We start from the raw sequence: 16,636 nt of genomic DNA, 5'->3' as shown, positions 1-16,636 counted from the left end.
GGGGCCCGAGCGTGACCATTCTGGAGAACATCCGGGGACCACGCGACCTGAAGGCGCTGTCCGAGACGGAGCTTCGCGAACTGTCCGAAGAAATCAGGGAGTTCCTGGTGCACGCGGTGGCCAGGACCGGCGGACACCTCGGGCCCAACCTGGGGGTGGTGGAACTCTCCATCGCGCTCCACCGGGTCTTCGAGTCACCCGTCGACCGCATCGTGTGGGACACCGGCCATCAGAGCTATGTGCACAAGATCCTGACGGGCCGTAAGGACTTCTCCAAGCTGCGCGGAAAGGGCGGCCTGTCCGGCTATCCCTCGCGCGAGGAGTCCGAGCACGACATCGTCGAGAACAGCCACGCCTCCACGGCGCTCGGCTGGGCCGACGGACTCGCCAAGGCCCGCCAGGTGCAGGGCGAGAAGGGACACGTCGTCGCGGTCATCGGCGACGGCGCGCTGACCGGTGGCATGGCCTGGGAGGCGCTGAACAACATCGCGGCCGCCAAGGACCGCCCGCTGATCATCGTCGTCAACGACAACGAGCGTTCGTATGCGCCGACCATCGGGGGGCTCGCCAACCACCTGGCCACCCTGCGCACCACCGACAGCTACGAGAAGGTGCTCGCCTGGGGCAAGGACGTGCTGCTGCGCACGCCGGTCGTCGGCAACACCATCTACGAGTCCCTGCACGGCGCGAAGAAGGGCTTCAAGGACGCCTTCGCCCCGCAGGGCATGTTCGAGGACCTGGGCCTGAAGTACGTGGGCCCGATCGACGGACACGACATCGGGGCCGTCGAGTCGGCGCTGCGGCGCGCCAAGCGCTTCCACGGACCGGTCCTCGTCCACTGCCTGACGGAGAAGGGCCGCGGCTACGAGCCCGCGATCGCCCACGAGGAGGACCACTTCCACACCGTCGGCGTGATGGATCCGCTCACCTGTGAGCCTCTCGCCCCCTCCAACGGGCCTTCCTGGACCTCGGTGTTCGGGGACGAGATCGTCGCGATCGGGGAGGAGCGGGAGGACGTCGTGGCGATCACTGCGGCCATGCTGCACCCGGTGGGGCTCGGCAAGTTCGCCGCCCGCTTCCCGGACCGCGTGTGGGACGTCGGCATCGCCGAGCAGCATGCGGCCGTGTCCGCGGCCGGTCTGGCGACCGGCGGGCTGCACCCGGTGGTCGCCGTCTACGCCACCTTCCTCAACCGTGCCTTCGACCAGCTGCTGATGGACGTGGCGCTGCACCGCTGCGGGGTGACGTTCGTGCTGGACCGGGCCGGCGTCACCGGCGTCGACGGGCCGTCCCACAACGGCATGTGGGACATGTCGATCCTCCAGGTCGTGCCGGGGCTCAGGATCGCCGCGCCGCGCGACGCCGACCAGCTGCGGGCGCAGCTGCGCGAGGCCGTCGCCGTCGACGACGCGCCGACGCTGGTCCGCTTCCCGAAGGAGTCGGTCGGCCCGCAGATCCCGGCGATCGACCGGGTGGGCGGCCTCGACGTTTTGCACCGCGGCCCGGACACCCCCGATGTGCTGCTGGTCGCCGTCGGCGTGATGGCGCCCGTGTGCCTGCAGGCCGCCGAGCTGCTGGAGGCGCGCGGCATCTCATGCACCGTCGTCGACCCGCGCTGGGTCAAGCCCGTCGACCCGTCGCTCCCGGGCCTCGCCGCCGAACACCGGCTGGTGGCCGTGGTCGAGGACAACAGCCGTGCGAGCGGGGTGGGAGCCGCGGTCGCGCTGGCGCTCGGTGATGCCGACGTCGACGTCCCCGTACGACGCTTCGGCATCCCGGAGCAGTTCCTCGCGCACGCCAAGCGCGGGGAGCTGCTCGCCGACATCGGCCTCACTCCGGTCGAGGTGGCCGGACGGATCAGCGCGAGCCTCGCCGTCAAGGAGGCCGAGGACACCCTGGCCGTCAAGGAACAGCTGGACGGCACAGTCAAGGAGAAGGCTGAATGACCAAGGAGTTCGACCTCGGCGCACTCCTGGCCGAGCGCGGAGCCGAGCGCTACGAGCTGCACGGGAAGTACCTGAACCACCAGCTCCCGCGCATGCTGCACACCATCGGCTTCGACAAGGTCTACGAGCGCGCCGAGGGCGCCCACTTCTGGGACGCGGACGGCAACGACTACCTGGACATGCTCGCCGGGTTCGGGGTGATGGGCCTGGGCCGCCACCACCCCGTCGTCCGCAAGGCACTGCACGACGTCCTCGACGCCTCTCTCGCCGACCTCACCCGCTTCGACTGCCAGCCGCTGCCCGGACTGCTGGCGGAGAAACTGCTCACGCACAGCCCGCACCTGGACCGCGTGTTCTTCGGCAACAGCGGTACGGAGGCGGTGGAGACCGCGCTGAAGTTCGCCCGGTACGTCACCGGGAAGCCGCGGATCCTGTACTGCGACCACGCCTTCCACGGCCTGACCACCGGGTCGCTGTCGGTCAACGGCGAGGACGGCTTCCGCGACGGCTTCGCCCCGCTGCTGCCCGACACGGCCGTACCGCTCGGCGATCTCGACGCCCTGGCACGGGAGTTGAAGAAGGGCGACGTCGCCGCCCTGATCGTGGAACCGATCCAGGGCAAGGGCGTGCACGAGGCGCCGCCCGGCTATCTGCGCGCCGCGCAGGACCTGCTGCGCAAGCACAAGGCGCTGCTCATCGCCGACGAGGTGCAGACGGGCCTGGGCAGGACCGGCGACTTCTACGCCTACCAGCACGAGGAGGACGTCGAGCCGGACCTGGTGTGCGTGGCCAAGGCGCTCTCCGGCGGTTATGTGCCCGTCGGCGCCACCCTCGGCAAGGACTGGATCTTCAAGAAGGTCTACTCGTCGATGGACCGGGTGCTGGTCCACTCGGCGAGCTTCGGGTCCAACGCCCAGGCCATGACGGCGGGCCTCGCCGTGCTGTCCGTCATGGAGAACGAGCAGATCGTCGCCCATGCCCGTGTCGTGGGCGAGCAGTTGAAGTCCCGGCTGGCGGCGCTGATCGACAAGTACGAGCTGCTCGCCGACGTACGCGGCCGCGGCCTGATGATCGGCATCGAGTTCGGCAGGCCCAAGTCGCTGAAGCTGCGCAGCCGTTGGACGATGCTGCAGGCCGCGCGGAAGGGCCTGTTCGCGCAGATGGTCGTGGTGCCGCTCCTGGAGCGGCACCGGATCCTCACCCAGGTCTCCGGCGACCATCTGGAGGTGATCAAGCTGATCCCGCCGCTGACCATCGGGGAGCAGGACGTCGACCGGTTCATCGACGCCTTCACCGACGTCATGGACGACGCGCACAGCGGCGGCGGCCTCATGTGGGACTTCGGCAAGACGCTGGTGAAGCAGGCGGTCGCCAACCGGTAGGCCGCCCTGCAGGACGGGGCTCCACCGGCCCCGGCCTGCAGGCTCCCCACTCGAATAATCGATCGCATGAACGATCACCGTGGGGCACAATCGCCGGATGCCGACCACCGCGGAGCAACTGCTCTCCGCACTTGAACCACTGCCGTTCCCGGCCCGCCTCGCCCTCACCGCCACGACCGCACGCCGGCTCGTCGCGGAAGGCCGACTCGCTCCTCTGCTCACCGACCTCGACGCGCGCGGCCCCTACGAGCGGCGCCTCGCCGCGCTGGCCGCCCTCGTCGGCCGGGACGCCGGCTTCCTCGCCGAGCGGCTCGCCGACCCCGACACGGTCGTCGCCGGTTACGCGCAGCGCGGCGCCCGGATCCTGCCCGTGCCGGACGAGGCGGTCGAGGCGGCATATGACAACGCATCGGCCGCACTGCGCCGGCGGCTGGCCCGCCTTCTCGCCTCCGGTGGCCGTACGGCGCTCGCCGAGCGGCTGGTGGCCCGGCTCGGCTCGGAGTGGGGCGAGGCCGAGGCCGCCCGGCTGCTGGCCGCCTGCTCCACCCCGTTCGTCGCCCAGGAACTGCCGCGGCTCGCGCACGCCGTCGACGGCTGGACCCGGCTTGCCCGGCGCCACCCCGGGCCCGTCCTGGACCACGCCGAACGCGCCCTGTCCGAGCGCTCCGACGGACGGGAGCGGGAGGACTGGTGGCGCCTGAACGCCACGACGGTCGCGGCCCTCACCCCGCACCGTCCCTCGGCTGTCCTGGCACTGCTGGAGCGGTACGGGCCGCCCGGCATGCCGCCCGGTCTCTTCGGAGCCCTCGGCGCGCTGGTCGACGCCGAGGCCGAGCGTGTAGTGCGCTGGATCATCTCCCCCGACCGCCACACCCCGCGCAACCCGGCCACCCCGCCGCCCGGTGTGCTGCGTCGGCTGGCGCGGGCCGAGCCGCAGTCGTTGCCGCTGCTGGGCCGCCACTGGCTGCACCGCGACCGTCACTTCGCCGCGCTGCTGAAGGCCATGGCCCCGGGCAGGCGGGCGGCTTTCCTCGACGCGGTGACCGCCGACGGGACCGGCTGGGACCCGGCGCTGGCCGTACTGGACCTGCTGCCGCGCGAACGTCGCTGGGCGACGGTGCGGCGCGCGGCGGCCGACTTCGGCGACCGGAGCGACTGGTGGGACGACCTCGACACGCTCGCTCACGGTCCGTACGACGAGGCCCGCTCCGCGCTGCTCGCCGCGATCCGGCGGTCCGACGCGGACGACCGCGCCGCCGCCTGGCCGCTGCTGGTGGCCTGCGCAGCACGGGACGGCGGCCGGGAGTCCGTCACCGAGGTGCTCGGCACGGCTGCCCGCCTGCGCAACGACCAGGACCCCGTCCGCGCCGCCGCGTTGGAGGCACTCGCCGAGGTGCACCCGCGGCTGTTCGCCCCCGAGGACGCCGAGCCGCTGGACCGCATCGCCGTCGACGCCCTCGAAGCCCGGGACTGCTCGGCCGCGAGTCTGACGTCGCTGCGCACCCTCGCCGAGCGCGTGCTGGTCGAGCACGCCAGGGACGGTGAAACGGCCCTGCGGACCTGGGCGTTGAACACCCTGGAGCGGATGACGGGCCGGGTCGGCGTACCGGACTTCGGGCCGCTGCACCGGGTCCTGCGGCGCGGCCAGGAACACGAAGTGTTCGAGGCGCTGCGCCCCTGGCTGGAAGCCGCGGCGGCCAGATCCGACTTCCGGCTGCTGCTCGGCCTGGCCGCCGCGTTCGGTCCGCGGGCCCGGCGGATGCCCGCGCTCCAGGACATGCTGGCCACGGCGCTGGAGCGCGGCGACGACATGACGTTCGAGGTGGCAGCGAAGCTGTGGCTGGCCGCCCCGGCCACCCGTCAGGAACGCGCGGCGGTGATCGTCGGGCAGGAGCCGTCCGCCGTCGTCCTCGCGCCGGTGCGCCGCGTGCTGTCCCGCAGCCGGACGGACCTGCTGGACACGCTGCTGGCCGACACCCCGCCGTACGGGCGTTTCCTGGTCCCCGGCGCCGCCCGGCCGCTGCCGGACCTCAGTTCCGCCGACCGCTGGCTGCCCCGCCAGCAGCGGGCGGCGGCACACCTCGCCGAGCAGGTGGCGGCGGACCGCTCGCTGCCGCTGGACGACCGGGCCGCCGCGATCCGCGCCGTCGCGCCGGTGCCGGAGCTGGGTTGGGCTCTGGCGACGCGGCACCGGGACGACGAGGAGGTGGTCGTCGCCGAGGCCGCGCTCGCCGCGCTGCCCTGGACCGACCGCCCGCAGGACGCGCTGCCGGTGCTCCTGGAGGAGGCGGGCGGCGACCGGGCCCGCGTCGCCGTGTACGCGGCGACGCGCGCCGCCTGCTTCAGCAGCCCCTCCGAACTCGCCTCGGCGCTCGGCGCGTTGCTGAACGGGGAGCGGCCCGTGAAGGTGACCTCCCGCAAGGAGGCCGTACGCCTCGCGGCCCGGTTCCTGCCGCCGAGGCAGGCGGTGGCGCTGTTGGCCGGCGGCTTCGCCCCCGACTCGCACCCCGATGTACGGTCCGTCGTGATCCGTACGCTGCCGCCGCTGCTGGGCGTACCGGAGGCCTGGAGCCTGCTCGACACCGCCGCACAGGACGACTCCCCGGGCGTGCTCCAGGCCGTCGTGGAGGTGAGGCCGTGGGAACTGGCCGAGGCGCACCGCGCCAGATACGCGGCGGTGGTCGACGCGGTCTACGACGCCGGGCTGGCCTCGTGCGAGGGCTTCACCGGATACGGCTTCCTGCAGGGGCTGGCCCCCTGGGCCCGGTACGCGCCCGGGCTGGCCGGCCGGATCTCCGGCACCGTGTCCGACCTCGGCAGCCGCGCGCACTGGCAGTACGCGACCTGGGTGCTGCGCGACCTGGCGTTCTCCGACCTCCCGCACCCGGTGGGCGGCACGGAGGCCGGCAGCGCCTTCCACGGTGCGGTGACCGGCCTCCTGGCCGCGATGCACACGCCCGAAGGAGGGGGCGAGGCGCTGGCGGACCGGGACCTGCCGGCGCTGCAACGGCTGCGGACCCTGGTGTCACCGTCCTTCAACGTGGCCGGGCGGCCCGAGGGGCTGGCGACGATCGCCGCACTGCTGGCGCCGGAACCGCTGTTGGTGGCCGAACGCGCCGCGCTGCTGGGGCGGTTGGTCGAACGGACCGAGGAGCCGGACCGGCTGCTCGGGCGGCTGCTGGATCTGGCGCAGGCGCTGGAGGGCGCCGGAAGAGCGGTCGCCCTCCAGGTTGCGGGGCGCCTGTCGACGGGCGGGGCGCACCGGGCGCAGCCGGAGCGCGTCGCGGCTCTGCTGGCGGCGGCCGAGCGGCTCGCCGGAGACGGTGGCACCGTCACCGGTCTGCTCGCGGTGCAGCTGGTGGTCGGGACGGCCGGCGCCCTCGGCTGGCCGAAGGAGTGGCGGACGCTGCTGCGGCAGCTGCGCACACATCAGGACCCCGATGTACGGCACCAGGCACATCAGACGGTGACGGCGTCGGAGTGACAGCGCGCACGTGAGGCGCGACAGCGCGCACGTGAGGCAGCCTTTTTGCCTCTGAGGCAAGAAATTTGCCGCAGGGGTAATGCTTTGGCTGAATGGAGAGCATGAGCTCTCCCGAGACCGGGCCCGCCTCGGCGGACGCGTCGGCCGGGCCGGACGAGATCCTGCCCGTGGTCGCACCCCAGCTCCGCGCCCTGCGCCGCCGCGCTTCCCTCACCCTGGAGGCCGCGGCGCGCACCGCGGGACTGTCGGCCGCCCATCTCTCCCGGCTGGAGACCGGGCAACGCCAGCCTTCGCTGCCGGTGCTGCTCGCCCTCGCCCGTATCTACGGTACGACCGTCTCGGAGCTTCTGGGCGAGACGGTCGCCGAACGGGACGCAGTCGTGCGCGCCGCCGACATGGAACCGACCGCCGCCGGCGGCTGGACCTACTGGCAGGCCGGCGCGGCCGGCCGCGGCATGCAGGCCCTGCGCGTCCACGTACCGCACGGCTCCCAGGGCGACATCGTGCGGGTGCACCCCGGTGAGGAGTGGCTGTACGTCCTCAAGGGGCGGATGCGGCTGCGCCTTGGGGACACCACGCACCGGCTCGCCCCCGGCGACAGCGCGCACTTCGACTCGCTGACCCCGCACCGGATCGCCGCGCAGGATCCCGACGGCGTGGAGCTCCTGTTCGTCCACACCCTGCTGCAGAGCCCGACGGCCACGCTGTGCCTGGGCCCGATCACCGGAGAGATGCCATGAGCAACAGCAACATGGAGGAGAAGTTCCCCCGCGCCCTGTGGGTGCGCCTGATCATCTACATCGCCGTGGGGCACCTCTTCGCGGCCTTCATCTACCTGCTGTTCGAGATCGGGGCGAAATAGCCGCCCGACTCGGTCGAGAGAGAAACGGCCCGGCTCAGTCCAGCAGCCGTTCGCGCAGCAGCCCGCGGAGTTCGGGGGTGAGCCCGAGGCCCTGCTCCAGGTAGGTGTCGACGTCGCCCCACGTCTCCTCGATCGTCTCGAAGGCCGCCGTCAGATACTCGGCCCGCGCCTCGAAGAGGGGGCTGAGCAGCTCCATCACCTCGGGGGAGTAGGCCGAGGCGGAGCTGCCGCTGCGGTGCACCTTGTAGCGGCGGTGCTTGGCGTTCGACTCCAGGTAGTCCGCGACGATCGCCTCGCGCTCGACGCCCAGGGCGAGCAGTGTCACGGCTATGGACAGGCCCGCGCGGTCCTTGCCCGCCGCGCAGTGCATCAGGGCGGGCACACTGTCGTCGGCGAGCGAGCGCAGCACGCGCGCGTGCTCGGCGGTGCGCTCCTTGATGATCGTGCGGTAGGAGACGATCATGCGGTTCGCCGCCTTGCCGTCGCCGAGGAGCTCGCGCAGCTGGTCGATCTCACCGTCGCGGACCATCTTCCAGAACCCGGAGCCGTCCGCCGGGTCCGACAGCGGCAGGTTCACATTGCGCACGCCCGGCAGCTCGACGTCCGGGCCCTCCAGCTTCTGGTCCGCCGCGTTGCGGAAGTCGAAGATCGTGTGCAGCCCCAGGGAGGACAGGAACTCGGCGTCCTCCTCGGTCGCGTGCGCGAGGTGACCGCTGCGGAACAGCACCCCGTAGCGCACCCGCCGTCCGTCCACGGTCGGAAGTCCACCCACATCACGGAAGTTGCGGACTCCGGCCAGCTCGGGCTCGGTCGACGGGATCTGCTGCGTCACGGGGGCTCCTCCCAGTCCGCCCGGCCGGCGCGGCTCGTCGACGGGCACCCTCCCGACGATACGACATGGATTCCTGAGGCAATGAGTTGTCCACAGGCGTTGCGACCAGGGCACACGTGGCTTGATGATGTTGGGGATTGGTCGCACCTGTTCAGATGTGTGAGGGCTTGATGCTGGAGATCGCAGACAACGGCCGTACGTGGCTCCTCTCGGGGCCGGCCAGCAGTTACGCCGTGCACCTCACCGAGGACGACGAACTGCTGCACCTGCACTGGGGCCCCCGGATCGCGCTCGCCGACGCCGAGGCGCTCGCCGTCCGCCCGCTGCCGGACTACTGGCCCTTCGAGTCCCCGCTCGACGGACGCGAGGAGTACCCGGTGGAGGGCGGCCCCCGCTTCGTGCGGCCCGCCCTGTCCGTGCGCAGCGACGAGCGGCGCGGCACCGAGTGGCGCTTCGAGACGTACGAGGTGGACGGCGATCACCTCCGGCTGGCCTTCCGGGACGGTGGTCTCGCGATCACGCTGCACTACCGGATGCGGCACGACGTCGTGGAACGCTGGGTGACCCTCGACAACGAGGGGCCCGCCCTGGAGCTGCTGCGCGCCGACTCCGCCACCTGGACGCTGCCCGAGCGCGAGGAGTGGCGGCTGTCCCAGTTGCACGGCCGCTGGGCCGCCGAGTCCCGGCTGACCGCCGCGCCTCTCACCTACGGTGAGAAGATCATCGGCAGCCGCCGCGGCCACACCGGACACCAGCACCTGCCCTGGGTCGCCCTCGACACCGACGCCACCGAGGAACGCGGCGAGGTCTACGGCTGCGCTCTGGGCTGGTCGGGTTCCTGGCGGATCGCGGTGGCGCAACTCCCGGACGCGCGCGTGCAGATCACCGGCGGCGCCGGTTACGACGACTCCGGGCTGCTGCGCCTGGAGGCGGGCGAGTCGTACACGACCCCCGTCTTCGCCGGGCTGTGGAGCGACGGCGGCTTCGGCGGCGCGAGCCGCGCCTGGCACGCCTACCAGCGTGCGTACGTCATCCCGGACGCCGAGCAGGACCGGCCGGTGCTGTTCAACTCCTGGGAGGCCACGGAGTTCGACATCTCCGAGGAGCAGCAGGGAACCCTGGCGCGACGGGCCGCGGCGATCGGCGTCGAGCTGTTCGTGGTCGACGACGGCTGGTTCGGCAAGCGCACCAGCGACCGCGCCGGACTCGGCGACTGGACGGTCAACCGGGACCGATTCCCGAACGGCCTCAAGCCTCTCGCGGACTACGTGCACGCCCTCGGCATGCAGTTCGGCATCTGGGTCGAGCCCGAGATGGTCAACCCGGACAGCGAGCTCTATCGCGCCCACCCCGACTGGGTGCAGTTCCAGCCGGGACGAAAGCGGACGGAATTCCGCAATCAGCTCGTACTGAACCTGGCACGGGAGGACGTCCAGGAATACCTCTGGGAGCAGCTCGACGCGCTCCTCTCCAGCGCTCCCGTCGACTATGTGAAGTGGGACTTCAACCGCTGCTTCACCGACGCGGGCTGGCCCGGCGAGTCCTATCCGCAGCGGCTCTGGGTCGATCATGTCCGCGCCCTGTACGCCCTGTTGGACCGGCTGCGGGCGGCCCATCCGAATGTCGCCTTCGAGTCCTGCTCGGGCGGCGGGGGACGGATCGACCTCGGGATCATGAGCCGTACGGACCAGGTGTGGACCTCCGACAACACCGACCCGCTCGACCGGCTCGCCATCCAGCATGGCTTCAGTCAGGTCCACCCCGCGCGCGTGATGGCCGCCTGGGTCACCGACAGCCCGAACACCCAGCTCAACGGCCGGGTGAGCTCGCTGCGCTTCCGGTTCGTGAGCTCCATGGCCGGCGTGCTCGGGGTCGGCGGGGACCTCACCCGGTGGACCGAGGAGGAGCTCGCCGAGGCCGGCGAGTGGGTGGGGCTCTACAAGGAGATCCGGCCGCTGGTGCAGCACGGGGACCTCTACCGGCTGCGGCCTCCGCGGGGCGGACTGAGTGCGGTGCAGTACGTGCGCGGGGACGAGGCGGTCGTCCTCGCCTGGCTCCAGGCGCAGAGCCACGGCGAGCCCGTGCCGGCGCTGCGACTGCGGGGCCTCGACCCGACAGCCTCGTATGAATGCCCCGAAACGGGTGAAATCCACAGCGGTGCCGTATTGCTGCATCACGGACTGCGCACCGGATTGCGTGGTGACCTCGACGCGGCAGTGTTCCGTCTGCGGCGCATCTGAGCCTTCTGTCCGGATTGGCGCTCCTTCTGCCTCTTCATTCCAACTCGCTCCCGAATGGGGGATCCTGGAGCAGCGGCACGTGAGGAGCGTCATATCCATGACGGTGCGTGGCGCGTCATGTCCACGTAATTAGCGTGCTTTACAAGGGCTTTTGGTCGAGACGATCACTCCGGAATCAACGCAGGGTCACCGGGTTTTCTCTCAAGGGATCAATAGAAAAGCATTCACGGGGAACCGGCACTTGTTGCTTTGCGTCTTGGTCGCTTACGTTCGCCACCAATCCGGACGGACGCCCAATCCTGCCGCCGCCCGGTGCCCGCAGAACTCACCCGTGAACGGCAGGAGCGGGGGACCCACAGGTACAACTGCCTGTTCCGGTCTCCGGAACGGCTAGGGGTAAAGCCGCGTCGCATGCGCGGCCGGGCATCTCCAGCCCGAACCCGACAGCTCACCTCGCAGGCGCCGGAGAGGAATTCGTCATGCCCGCGAAGGGTAAACACCGCCGTCCGAAGCCCCAGCGCTTCACTCGCTCCATCGCCGTCGCCGGAACCGGTGGCGCCGCACTCGCTCTCCCGCTCATGGGGGCCACCGGCGCCCATGCCGCCACAACCCATTCCGCTTCCCAGGCGGTTTCGGAAAAGGCCGTCCAGTCCCTTCCGGTCTCCGAGAAGAAGGCGGCCCAGAAGAGCGCCGCCGGCAATGCGGGCGTGCGGACCTATTCGGTGCGGGCCGGCGACTACCTCTCGAAGATCGCCGACGAGCAGCATGTCTCCGGCGGCTGGCACAAGCTGTACTCGGACAACCGCCGGGCCGTCGGCGACGACCCGTCGCTGATCCATCCGGGCCTGAAGCTGACGATCGGCCGGAAGGCCGCCACGGACACCACCAAGTCCTCGTCCTCCTCGTCCGCCTCGAAGACGGCCTCGTCCGCCGGCAGGGCGACTGCCACCAAGGCCTCCGAGTCCGCCCCCACCGGCTTCACCCTCCCAGTGGCCGGCGGCACCGTCGGTACCGGCTACCACGTGCCCGGGGGTATGTGGTCCAGCGGCTACCACACGGGTGTCGACTTCGTCGTCCCGACCGGCACCGCCCTCAAGGCCGTCGGTGCGGGCACGGTCGTCTCCGCCGGCTGGGGTGGCGCCTACGGCAACCAGGTCGTCATCAGGCTGGCCGACGGCTACTACGCCCAGTACGGCCACATGTCCCAGATCTCCGTCTCGGCCGGTCAGACCGTGACCGAGGGGCAGCAGCTCGGCCTCTCCGGCGCGACCGGCAACGTGACCGGCCCGCACCTGCACTTCGAGATCCGCACCACGCCCGACTACGGCTCCGACGTGGACCCGGTCGCCTACCTCCGCTCGAAGGGCGTCGGCGTCGGCTGACATCCCCTTGGAACCACCTGCCTGACACGCTGCCGAAGGCCGGACCCCGATCCCCGGGTCCGGCCTTCGGTGTGTCCGGCTGCGCTCATGTTTGCCGTATTGCGTTCTTGTGGCGGGGGCTGCACGGGTGTCGACAGCGGCGGGAGGCGGGGGCACAGTGAACTCCGTAGCGATGAAAGCGCTTTCCCCGTCTCTGTCTTCCCAGGCCTGCGGAGGTTCCCGTGCCCGGCGTCGGTCGACGCACCGCCAGGAGGCATCGCTTCTGGCCGTCAGGGACGTCTTCTCGCCGCCAGCGGCACGGCCTGCTGCTCGGCCGAGTTCCCGGCCGCCTACCGCGCCTGCCTCCTCCGGCTGCGGGAAGCCGCGCGGCACGCCCGTGAACTGGCCGACCCGCACACCGAGTTCGTCGACACCACCGACTGGCTTCCCTGGCGGACGTGGACTTCAACGGCACCGTCCACCCGGCGTTCAGGGCCACCGCAATGCGGCCGACCACCTGCTCACCCTTCTCGGATCCACCCCTCACTCCACCCGAAGGAGCCACCCCCCCCCGTGACGAGCACCCGTAGAGCATTCGGAGCCCTGGCTGCCGGCGCCGCCCTGGCAGCCCTCGCCCCCGCACCGGCCGCCAGTGCCTCGCCCCGTGGCCGCCTCATCGCCCGCGACGACTTCCGCCACGGCCTCGGCAAGTGGGCGGTCGAACTGGAGCAGGGCGGCACCGTGACCGCCTCCCGAGGGGTGCTGGAGGTCGACGTACCCGCCGGGGCGACGGTCTGGTTCAGACAGCGGCTCGAAGGGCCCTACGTCATCGAGTACACGGCGACGCCCGTGTCGCAAGGCGGCGCGAACGACCGCGTGTCCGACCTCAACAACTTCTGGAACGCCACCGACGTCCGCTCCCCGGACGACCTCTTCGCCACCCGCCGCAACGGGGCACTGGCCGAGTACGACTACCTCAAGACGTACTACGTGGGCTACGGCGCCAACACGAACACCACGACCCGCCTGCGCCGTTACGTCGGGGAGCCCGGGGTCCGCCCGCTGATCCACGACTACACGGAGCCGCTCCTCGTCGCGAACGAACCCAACCGCGTCCGCATCGTCTCCGAAGGCTCGGCGGTCCGCTGGTGGAACAACGGGCGGCTCGTCTTCGACTACACCGACCAGCAGCCGTACACAAGGGGGCACTTCGCCTTCCGGACCACCTGGAGCCACTTCCGGATCGCCGACTTCAAGGTCCGCCGGCTCGCCCCGCACCGTCTCTGATGCCTTGACGACGCTTCAACGTCGCTGATGGGCGGGGTATTCCGGGCTTGGCGAACACTTTAGAAGTGGCTTATCTCACCGCACGTCAACCCTTTCCTACGGTCGCGTAGGTCACATTCGAAGGTGAATCATGGTCGATGTGACAGACGATTCGAAGAGTGACAGCAGATCAGTGATCGGGTCGTACGTTGCGGTGGGGGACAGCTTCACCGAGGGCGTCGGCGACCCCGGCCCCGACGGGGCATTCGTCGGCTGGGCCGACCGGTTCGCGGTGCTTCTCGCGGACCGGCGACCCGAGGGCGACTTCGGCTACACCAACCTCGCCGTGCGCGGCAAACTGCTCGACCAGATCGTGGAGGACCAGGTCCCGCAGGCCGTCGAACTGGCGCCGGACCTCGTCTCCTTCTGCGCGGGCGGCAACGACATCATCCGTCCCGGCACCGACCCCGACGAGGTCGCCGAGCGCTTCGAGCGGGCGGTGGCCCGGCTCACCGAAGTCGCCGGCACAGTCATGGTGACCACCGGCTTCGACACCCGTGGCGTCCCCGTGCTCAAGCACCTGCGCGGCAAGATCGCCACCTACAACGGCCATGTGCGGGCCATCGCCGACCGGTACGGCTGTCCCGTGCTCGACCTGTGGTCCCTGAGGACCGTTCAGGACCGCAGGGCGTGGGACGGCGACCGCCTCCACCTCTCGCCCGAGGGGCACACGCGCGTGGCGCTGCGCGCCGGGCAGGTCCTCGGCCTCGAGGTGCCGGCCGACCCCGACCAGCCCTGGCCGCCGCTCCCGCCGCGCGGCACCCTCGACGTGCGACGGGACGACGTGCACTGGGCGCGCGAGTACCTGGTGCCGTGGATCGGCCGCCGGCTGCGCGGCGAGTCGTCCGGGGACCACGTCACGGCCAAGGGTGCACTGTCGCCGGACGACATCAAGATGCGGATCGCTTCGGTGGCCTGACAGCCGCCTGAGACCGTCCTGGGCCGAGCCCTCGAAATGGCTTGAGAAGGGCCCTCGCTGGGGGGCGGAACAGCGGCCCGGTGGCACTGAGCCCCCGCCGAGTGCGGGGGCTCAGTGCTCCGAAGCCGTCAACGCGGCCCGCTCCAGTCCCAGTTCCCGGGCCAGTGCCTCGTCCACCCACTCCTGCGCCCGCGCCCGCGACACCGCACCGGCGTACGAGGTCAGCTGCACAGCGAGCCCGTCCAGCAGGGCGGTCAGCCGCAGGGCCGCGCCGTGCGGGTCCGGGCAGCGGAACTCGCCCGCGGCCACACCCTCCGCGATGACCTCGGCGATGGCCGCCTTCCACTGCTTGTCGAGGTCGCGCGTGACCTCCCGCAGCGCGGGCTCGCGCAGCGCCGCCGCCCAGCCCTCGATCCACAGCCGCCAGCCCTTGGCCTGGCCCGTCGGCGCGTACCAGCGCACCGCCGACCGCAACCGCCGCAGCGCCGTCGTACGGCGGCCGAGAAGCTTGCGCAGATGCCCGAGGTCGTCCTCGGCCGCGAAGGTGAACGCGGCGGCGACCAGCTTCTCCTTCGTCGAGAAGTGGTACAGCACCAGCGCGTTGCTCACGCCGAGTGCCGAGGCCACGTCGGCGATCCTGACCGCCGCCACGCCCCGCGCCTGGATCTGCCCGATGGCGGCCCGCAGCAACTCCTCGCGCCGCTCGGCCACGCTCAACCGCACTCTCGCCACGCGGTCACCCTATTCCGTCGCCGCTGGTGACGCCGGGCGAGGTCAGCAGTTGGCGGGTTCGAGCGGGTGCGCGGTGCGGCCGTACAGCTGCTTGTACTCTCCGAGGCGGCCGGATGTCCGGCACGGATGCCCGGACCGTCGTCACCGGTACCAGCCGAACCGTTCCGCTATCACCGGCAGCCGGTCCGCGACAATGGCGTGCGCGGCGGCGCGCGGGGTCGTCCCTTCGGCCTCCGCGCGGGCCAGCATCTGCTCGGTCAGGGCCCGCATCGAGCGGCGGGTGTGGGCGAACGCCTCCTCCGCGTCCGGGCCGATGTCGCCGAACAGGGTCCACCACCACCAGGCGTTCGTCCCGGAGTTGACGATCACGTCCGGCAGCACCGTCACCCCGCGCGCGGCCAGCAGTTCCTCCGCCTCGGGCAGAACGGGCATGTTGGCCGCCTCGACGATCCAGCGGGCGGTGATCCGCTCCTGGTCGGCGGTGTCGATCGCGTACGAGACCGCCGCGGGTACGAGCACCTCCGCCTCCGCCGACAGCCAGGCGTCGCCGGGCAGTTCACGGTCGCCGGGGCGCAGGGCCGCACGGTCCACGGTGCCGTACGCGTCCCGCGCGGCGAGCAGCGCCTCGACGTCGAGGCCCGCCGGGTTGGCAATGGTGCCCTTGATGTCGGCGACGGCGACGACGGTGAGCCCCGCCCGCGCGAGGAAACGCGCCGTCGCCCCGCCCATCGTGCCCAGACCCTGCACGGCGACCCGCGTTCCCGTGTACGGCACGCCCGCCCGGTCCAGGGCGGCCAGCGCCGACTCGGCGACCCCGCACCCGCCGACCAGCTCGTCCAGCCCGATGCCGTCCACCTCGATCGCGAACGCGTCCGCGAGCCGCCGGCGCGCCGCCGCCTCGTCGTCGAGCAGCGGATACACGGCCTGGACGGACGACACGAGCCCCGCCTCGGCCACCGCCCGGTCCACCACGTCCTGGCTGAGACCGAGGTCCTCCCCGGTGGTCCAGAAGCTTTCGACGTACGGCTTCATGGCCCGCAGGTAGCGCACCAGGAGGGCGTACGCCCGCGGGTCCTGGGGATCGCAGTCGATGCCGCCCTTGGCGCCGCCCAGGGGGACGTAGCGGCCCTCGGGGTTGTAGTGCAGCGCCTCCTTCATGGTCATCCCGCGCGCGAGCCCGGCGACCTCGTCCAGGGTGCAGCCCGCGCGCATGCGCAGTCCGCCGCTGGAGACGCCGCGCACCAGCCGGTCGACGACCAGGAAGCCCTGGCGGCCGGTGAGGTGGTCGGTCCAGGTGACCGACATCAGGGGGGCGGTCATGCGATCTCCTCGCGGATGGTGACCAGAGGCGGCGGCGGAGGGACGAAGGTCCCTCGATTACTGAATCGACAGTCAGTATCGGAATCGGCAGGACCCTCTGTCAACGGGCGGATCGATCACCGCGGCGCCGGCAGGAGGACGGGAATGGACGCCGGCGGTCCGCGGTTCACCAAGCTGTCGGCAATCTTTGGGCTTTGCTTGGAATGAGCCCGCAGCGACCCGGACGGCGCAG

Annotated in this window: 12 protein-coding genes and 1 riboswitch; of the genes, 9 read left to right on the top strand and 3 right to left on the bottom strand. The window is 71.5% G+C overall.

What is annotated here, in order from left to right:
• Positions 1-11: 11 nt before the first annotated feature.
• The 5 genes from dxs to IH68_RS49875 all read left to right on the top strand — a co-directional run bounded on the left by dxs (position 12) and on the right by IH68_RS49875 (position 7,674).
• Entirely contained in the window at positions 12-1,946 is a 1,935-nt protein-coding gene (gene dxs, locus IH68_RS0117900) for a 1-deoxy-D-xylulose-5-phosphate synthase (RefSeq protein WP_030936185.1), read from the top strand.
• Positions 1,943-3,328 carry an aspartate aminotransferase family protein gene (locus IH68_RS0117895; RefSeq protein ID WP_030936181.1) on the top strand — a complete coding sequence of 462 codons (1,386 nt, stop codon included), beginning with the start codon at positions 1,943-1,945 and terminating at the stop codon, positions 3,326-3,328. Before dxs ends, IH68_RS0117895 begins: the two co-directional genes overlap by 4 nt.
• Before the next feature lie 97 nt (positions 3,329-3,425).
• Positions 3,426-6,812, top strand: coding sequence for a hypothetical protein (locus IH68_RS56390; RefSeq protein ID WP_030936179.1), 3,387 nt, complete (start codon positions 3,426-3,428; stop codon positions 6,810-6,812).
• Positions 6,813-6,913: 101 nt separating this feature from the next.
• Entirely contained in the window at positions 6,914-7,552 is a 639-nt protein-coding gene (locus IH68_RS0117885) for a helix-turn-helix domain-containing protein (protein ID WP_030936177.1), read from the top strand.
• Positions 7,549-7,674 (top strand): DUF6126 family protein, encoded by a 126-nt coding sequence (locus IH68_RS49875; RefSeq protein WP_016431350.1) that lies wholly within the window; start codon positions 7,549-7,551, stop codon positions 7,672-7,674. Before IH68_RS0117885 ends, IH68_RS49875 begins: the two co-directional genes overlap by 4 nt.
• Before the next feature lie 34 nt (positions 7,675-7,708).
• On the opposite strand, the gene IH68_RS0117875 is transcribed toward IH68_RS49875, so the two are convergent.
• Positions 7,709-8,506 carry a tyrosine-protein phosphatase gene (locus tag IH68_RS0117875; protein WP_030936175.1) on the bottom strand — a complete coding sequence of 266 codons (798 nt, stop codon included), beginning with the start codon at positions 8,504-8,506 and terminating at the stop codon, positions 7,709-7,711.
• A 170-nt stretch (positions 8,507-8,676) separates the two neighbouring features.
• Between IH68_RS0117875 and IH68_RS0117870 the strand changes: the two genes are divergently transcribed.
• The 4 genes from IH68_RS0117870 to IH68_RS0117855 all read left to right on the top strand — a co-directional run bounded on the left by IH68_RS0117870 (position 8,677) and on the right by IH68_RS0117855 (position 14,352).
• Positions 8,677-10,746: an alpha-galactosidase gene (locus IH68_RS0117870; protein ID WP_030936173.1), complete on the top strand. Its 2,070-nt coding sequence runs from the start codon at positions 8,677-8,679 to the stop codon at positions 10,744-10,746.
• Between the two features lie 316 nt (positions 10,747-11,062).
• Positions 11,063-11,221, top strand: a riboswitch (cyclic di-AMP (ydaO/yuaA leader).
• A 4-nt stretch (positions 11,222-11,225) separates the two neighbouring features.
• Positions 11,226-12,128 carry a M23 family metallopeptidase gene (locus IH68_RS0117865; RefSeq protein ID WP_030936171.1) on the top strand — a complete coding sequence of 301 codons (903 nt, stop codon included), beginning with the start codon at positions 11,226-11,228 and terminating at the stop codon, positions 12,126-12,128.
• A 552-nt stretch (positions 12,129-12,680) separates the two neighbouring features.
• On the top strand, positions 12,681-13,394 hold the full coding sequence (locus IH68_RS0117860) for a DUF6250 domain-containing protein (protein WP_030936169.1): 714 nt from the start codon (positions 12,681-12,683) through the stop codon (positions 13,392-13,394).
• A 172-nt stretch (positions 13,395-13,566) separates the two neighbouring features.
• Positions 13,567-14,352, top strand: a complete 786-nt coding sequence (locus IH68_RS0117855) for an SGNH/GDSL hydrolase family protein (protein WP_030936166.1) — start codon at positions 13,567-13,569, stop codon at positions 14,350-14,352.
• Between the two features lie 111 nt (positions 14,353-14,463).
• On the opposite strand, the gene IH68_RS0117850 is transcribed toward IH68_RS0117855, so the two are convergent.
• Both IH68_RS0117850 and IH68_RS0117845 read right to left on the bottom strand, forming a co-directional pair.
• On the bottom strand, positions 14,464-15,084 hold the full coding sequence (locus IH68_RS0117850) for a TetR/AcrR family transcriptional regulator (RefSeq protein ID WP_030936163.1): 621 nt from the start codon (positions 15,082-15,084) through the stop codon (positions 14,464-14,466).
• A 141-nt stretch (positions 15,085-15,225) separates the two neighbouring features.
• Positions 15,226-16,404, bottom strand: a complete 1,179-nt coding sequence (locus IH68_RS0117845; protein ID WP_030936161.1) for a glutamate dehydrogenase — start codon at positions 16,402-16,404, stop codon at positions 15,226-15,228.
• Positions 16,405-16,636: the final 232 nt, after the last annotated feature.

The organism is Streptomyces sp. NRRL S-646 (genome assembly GCF_000720765.1).
GTDB lineage: Bacteria > Actinomycetota > Actinomycetes > Streptomycetales > Streptomycetaceae > Streptomyces.
Note: the sequence above shows the minus strand (reverse complement) of the source record. Positions and strands in the feature narration are given on the sequence as shown.

What these genes read in the sequence shown, in the direction of transcription:
- IH68_RS49875 (WP_016431350.1), top strand. Translation starts at nt 7,549, where the DNA reads ATGAGCAACAGCAACATGGAGGAGAAGTTCCCCCGCGCCCTGTGGGTG.
- IH68_RS56390 (WP_030936179.1), top strand. Translation starts at nt 3,426, where the DNA reads ATGCCGACCACCGCGGAGCAACTGCTCTCCGCACTTGAACCACTGCCG.
- IH68_RS0117845 (WP_030936161.1), bottom strand. Translation starts at nt 16,404, where the DNA reads ATGACCGCCCCCCTGATGTCGGTCACCTGGACCGACCACCTCACCGGC.
- IH68_RS0117865 (WP_030936171.1), top strand. Translation starts at nt 11,226, where the DNA reads ATGCCCGCGAAGGGTAAACACCGCCGTCCGAAGCCCCAGCGCTTCACT.
- IH68_RS0117895 (WP_030936181.1), top strand. Translation starts at nt 1,943, where the DNA reads ATGACCAAGGAGTTCGACCTCGGCGCACTCCTGGCCGAGCGCGGAGCC.
- IH68_RS0117885 (WP_030936177.1), top strand. Translation starts at nt 6,914, where the DNA reads ATGAGCTCTCCCGAGACCGGGCCCGCCTCGGCGGACGCGTCGGCCGGG.
- IH68_RS0117870 (WP_030936173.1), top strand. Translation starts at nt 8,677, where the DNA reads ATGCTGGAGATCGCAGACAACGGCCGTACGTGGCTCCTCTCGGGGCCG.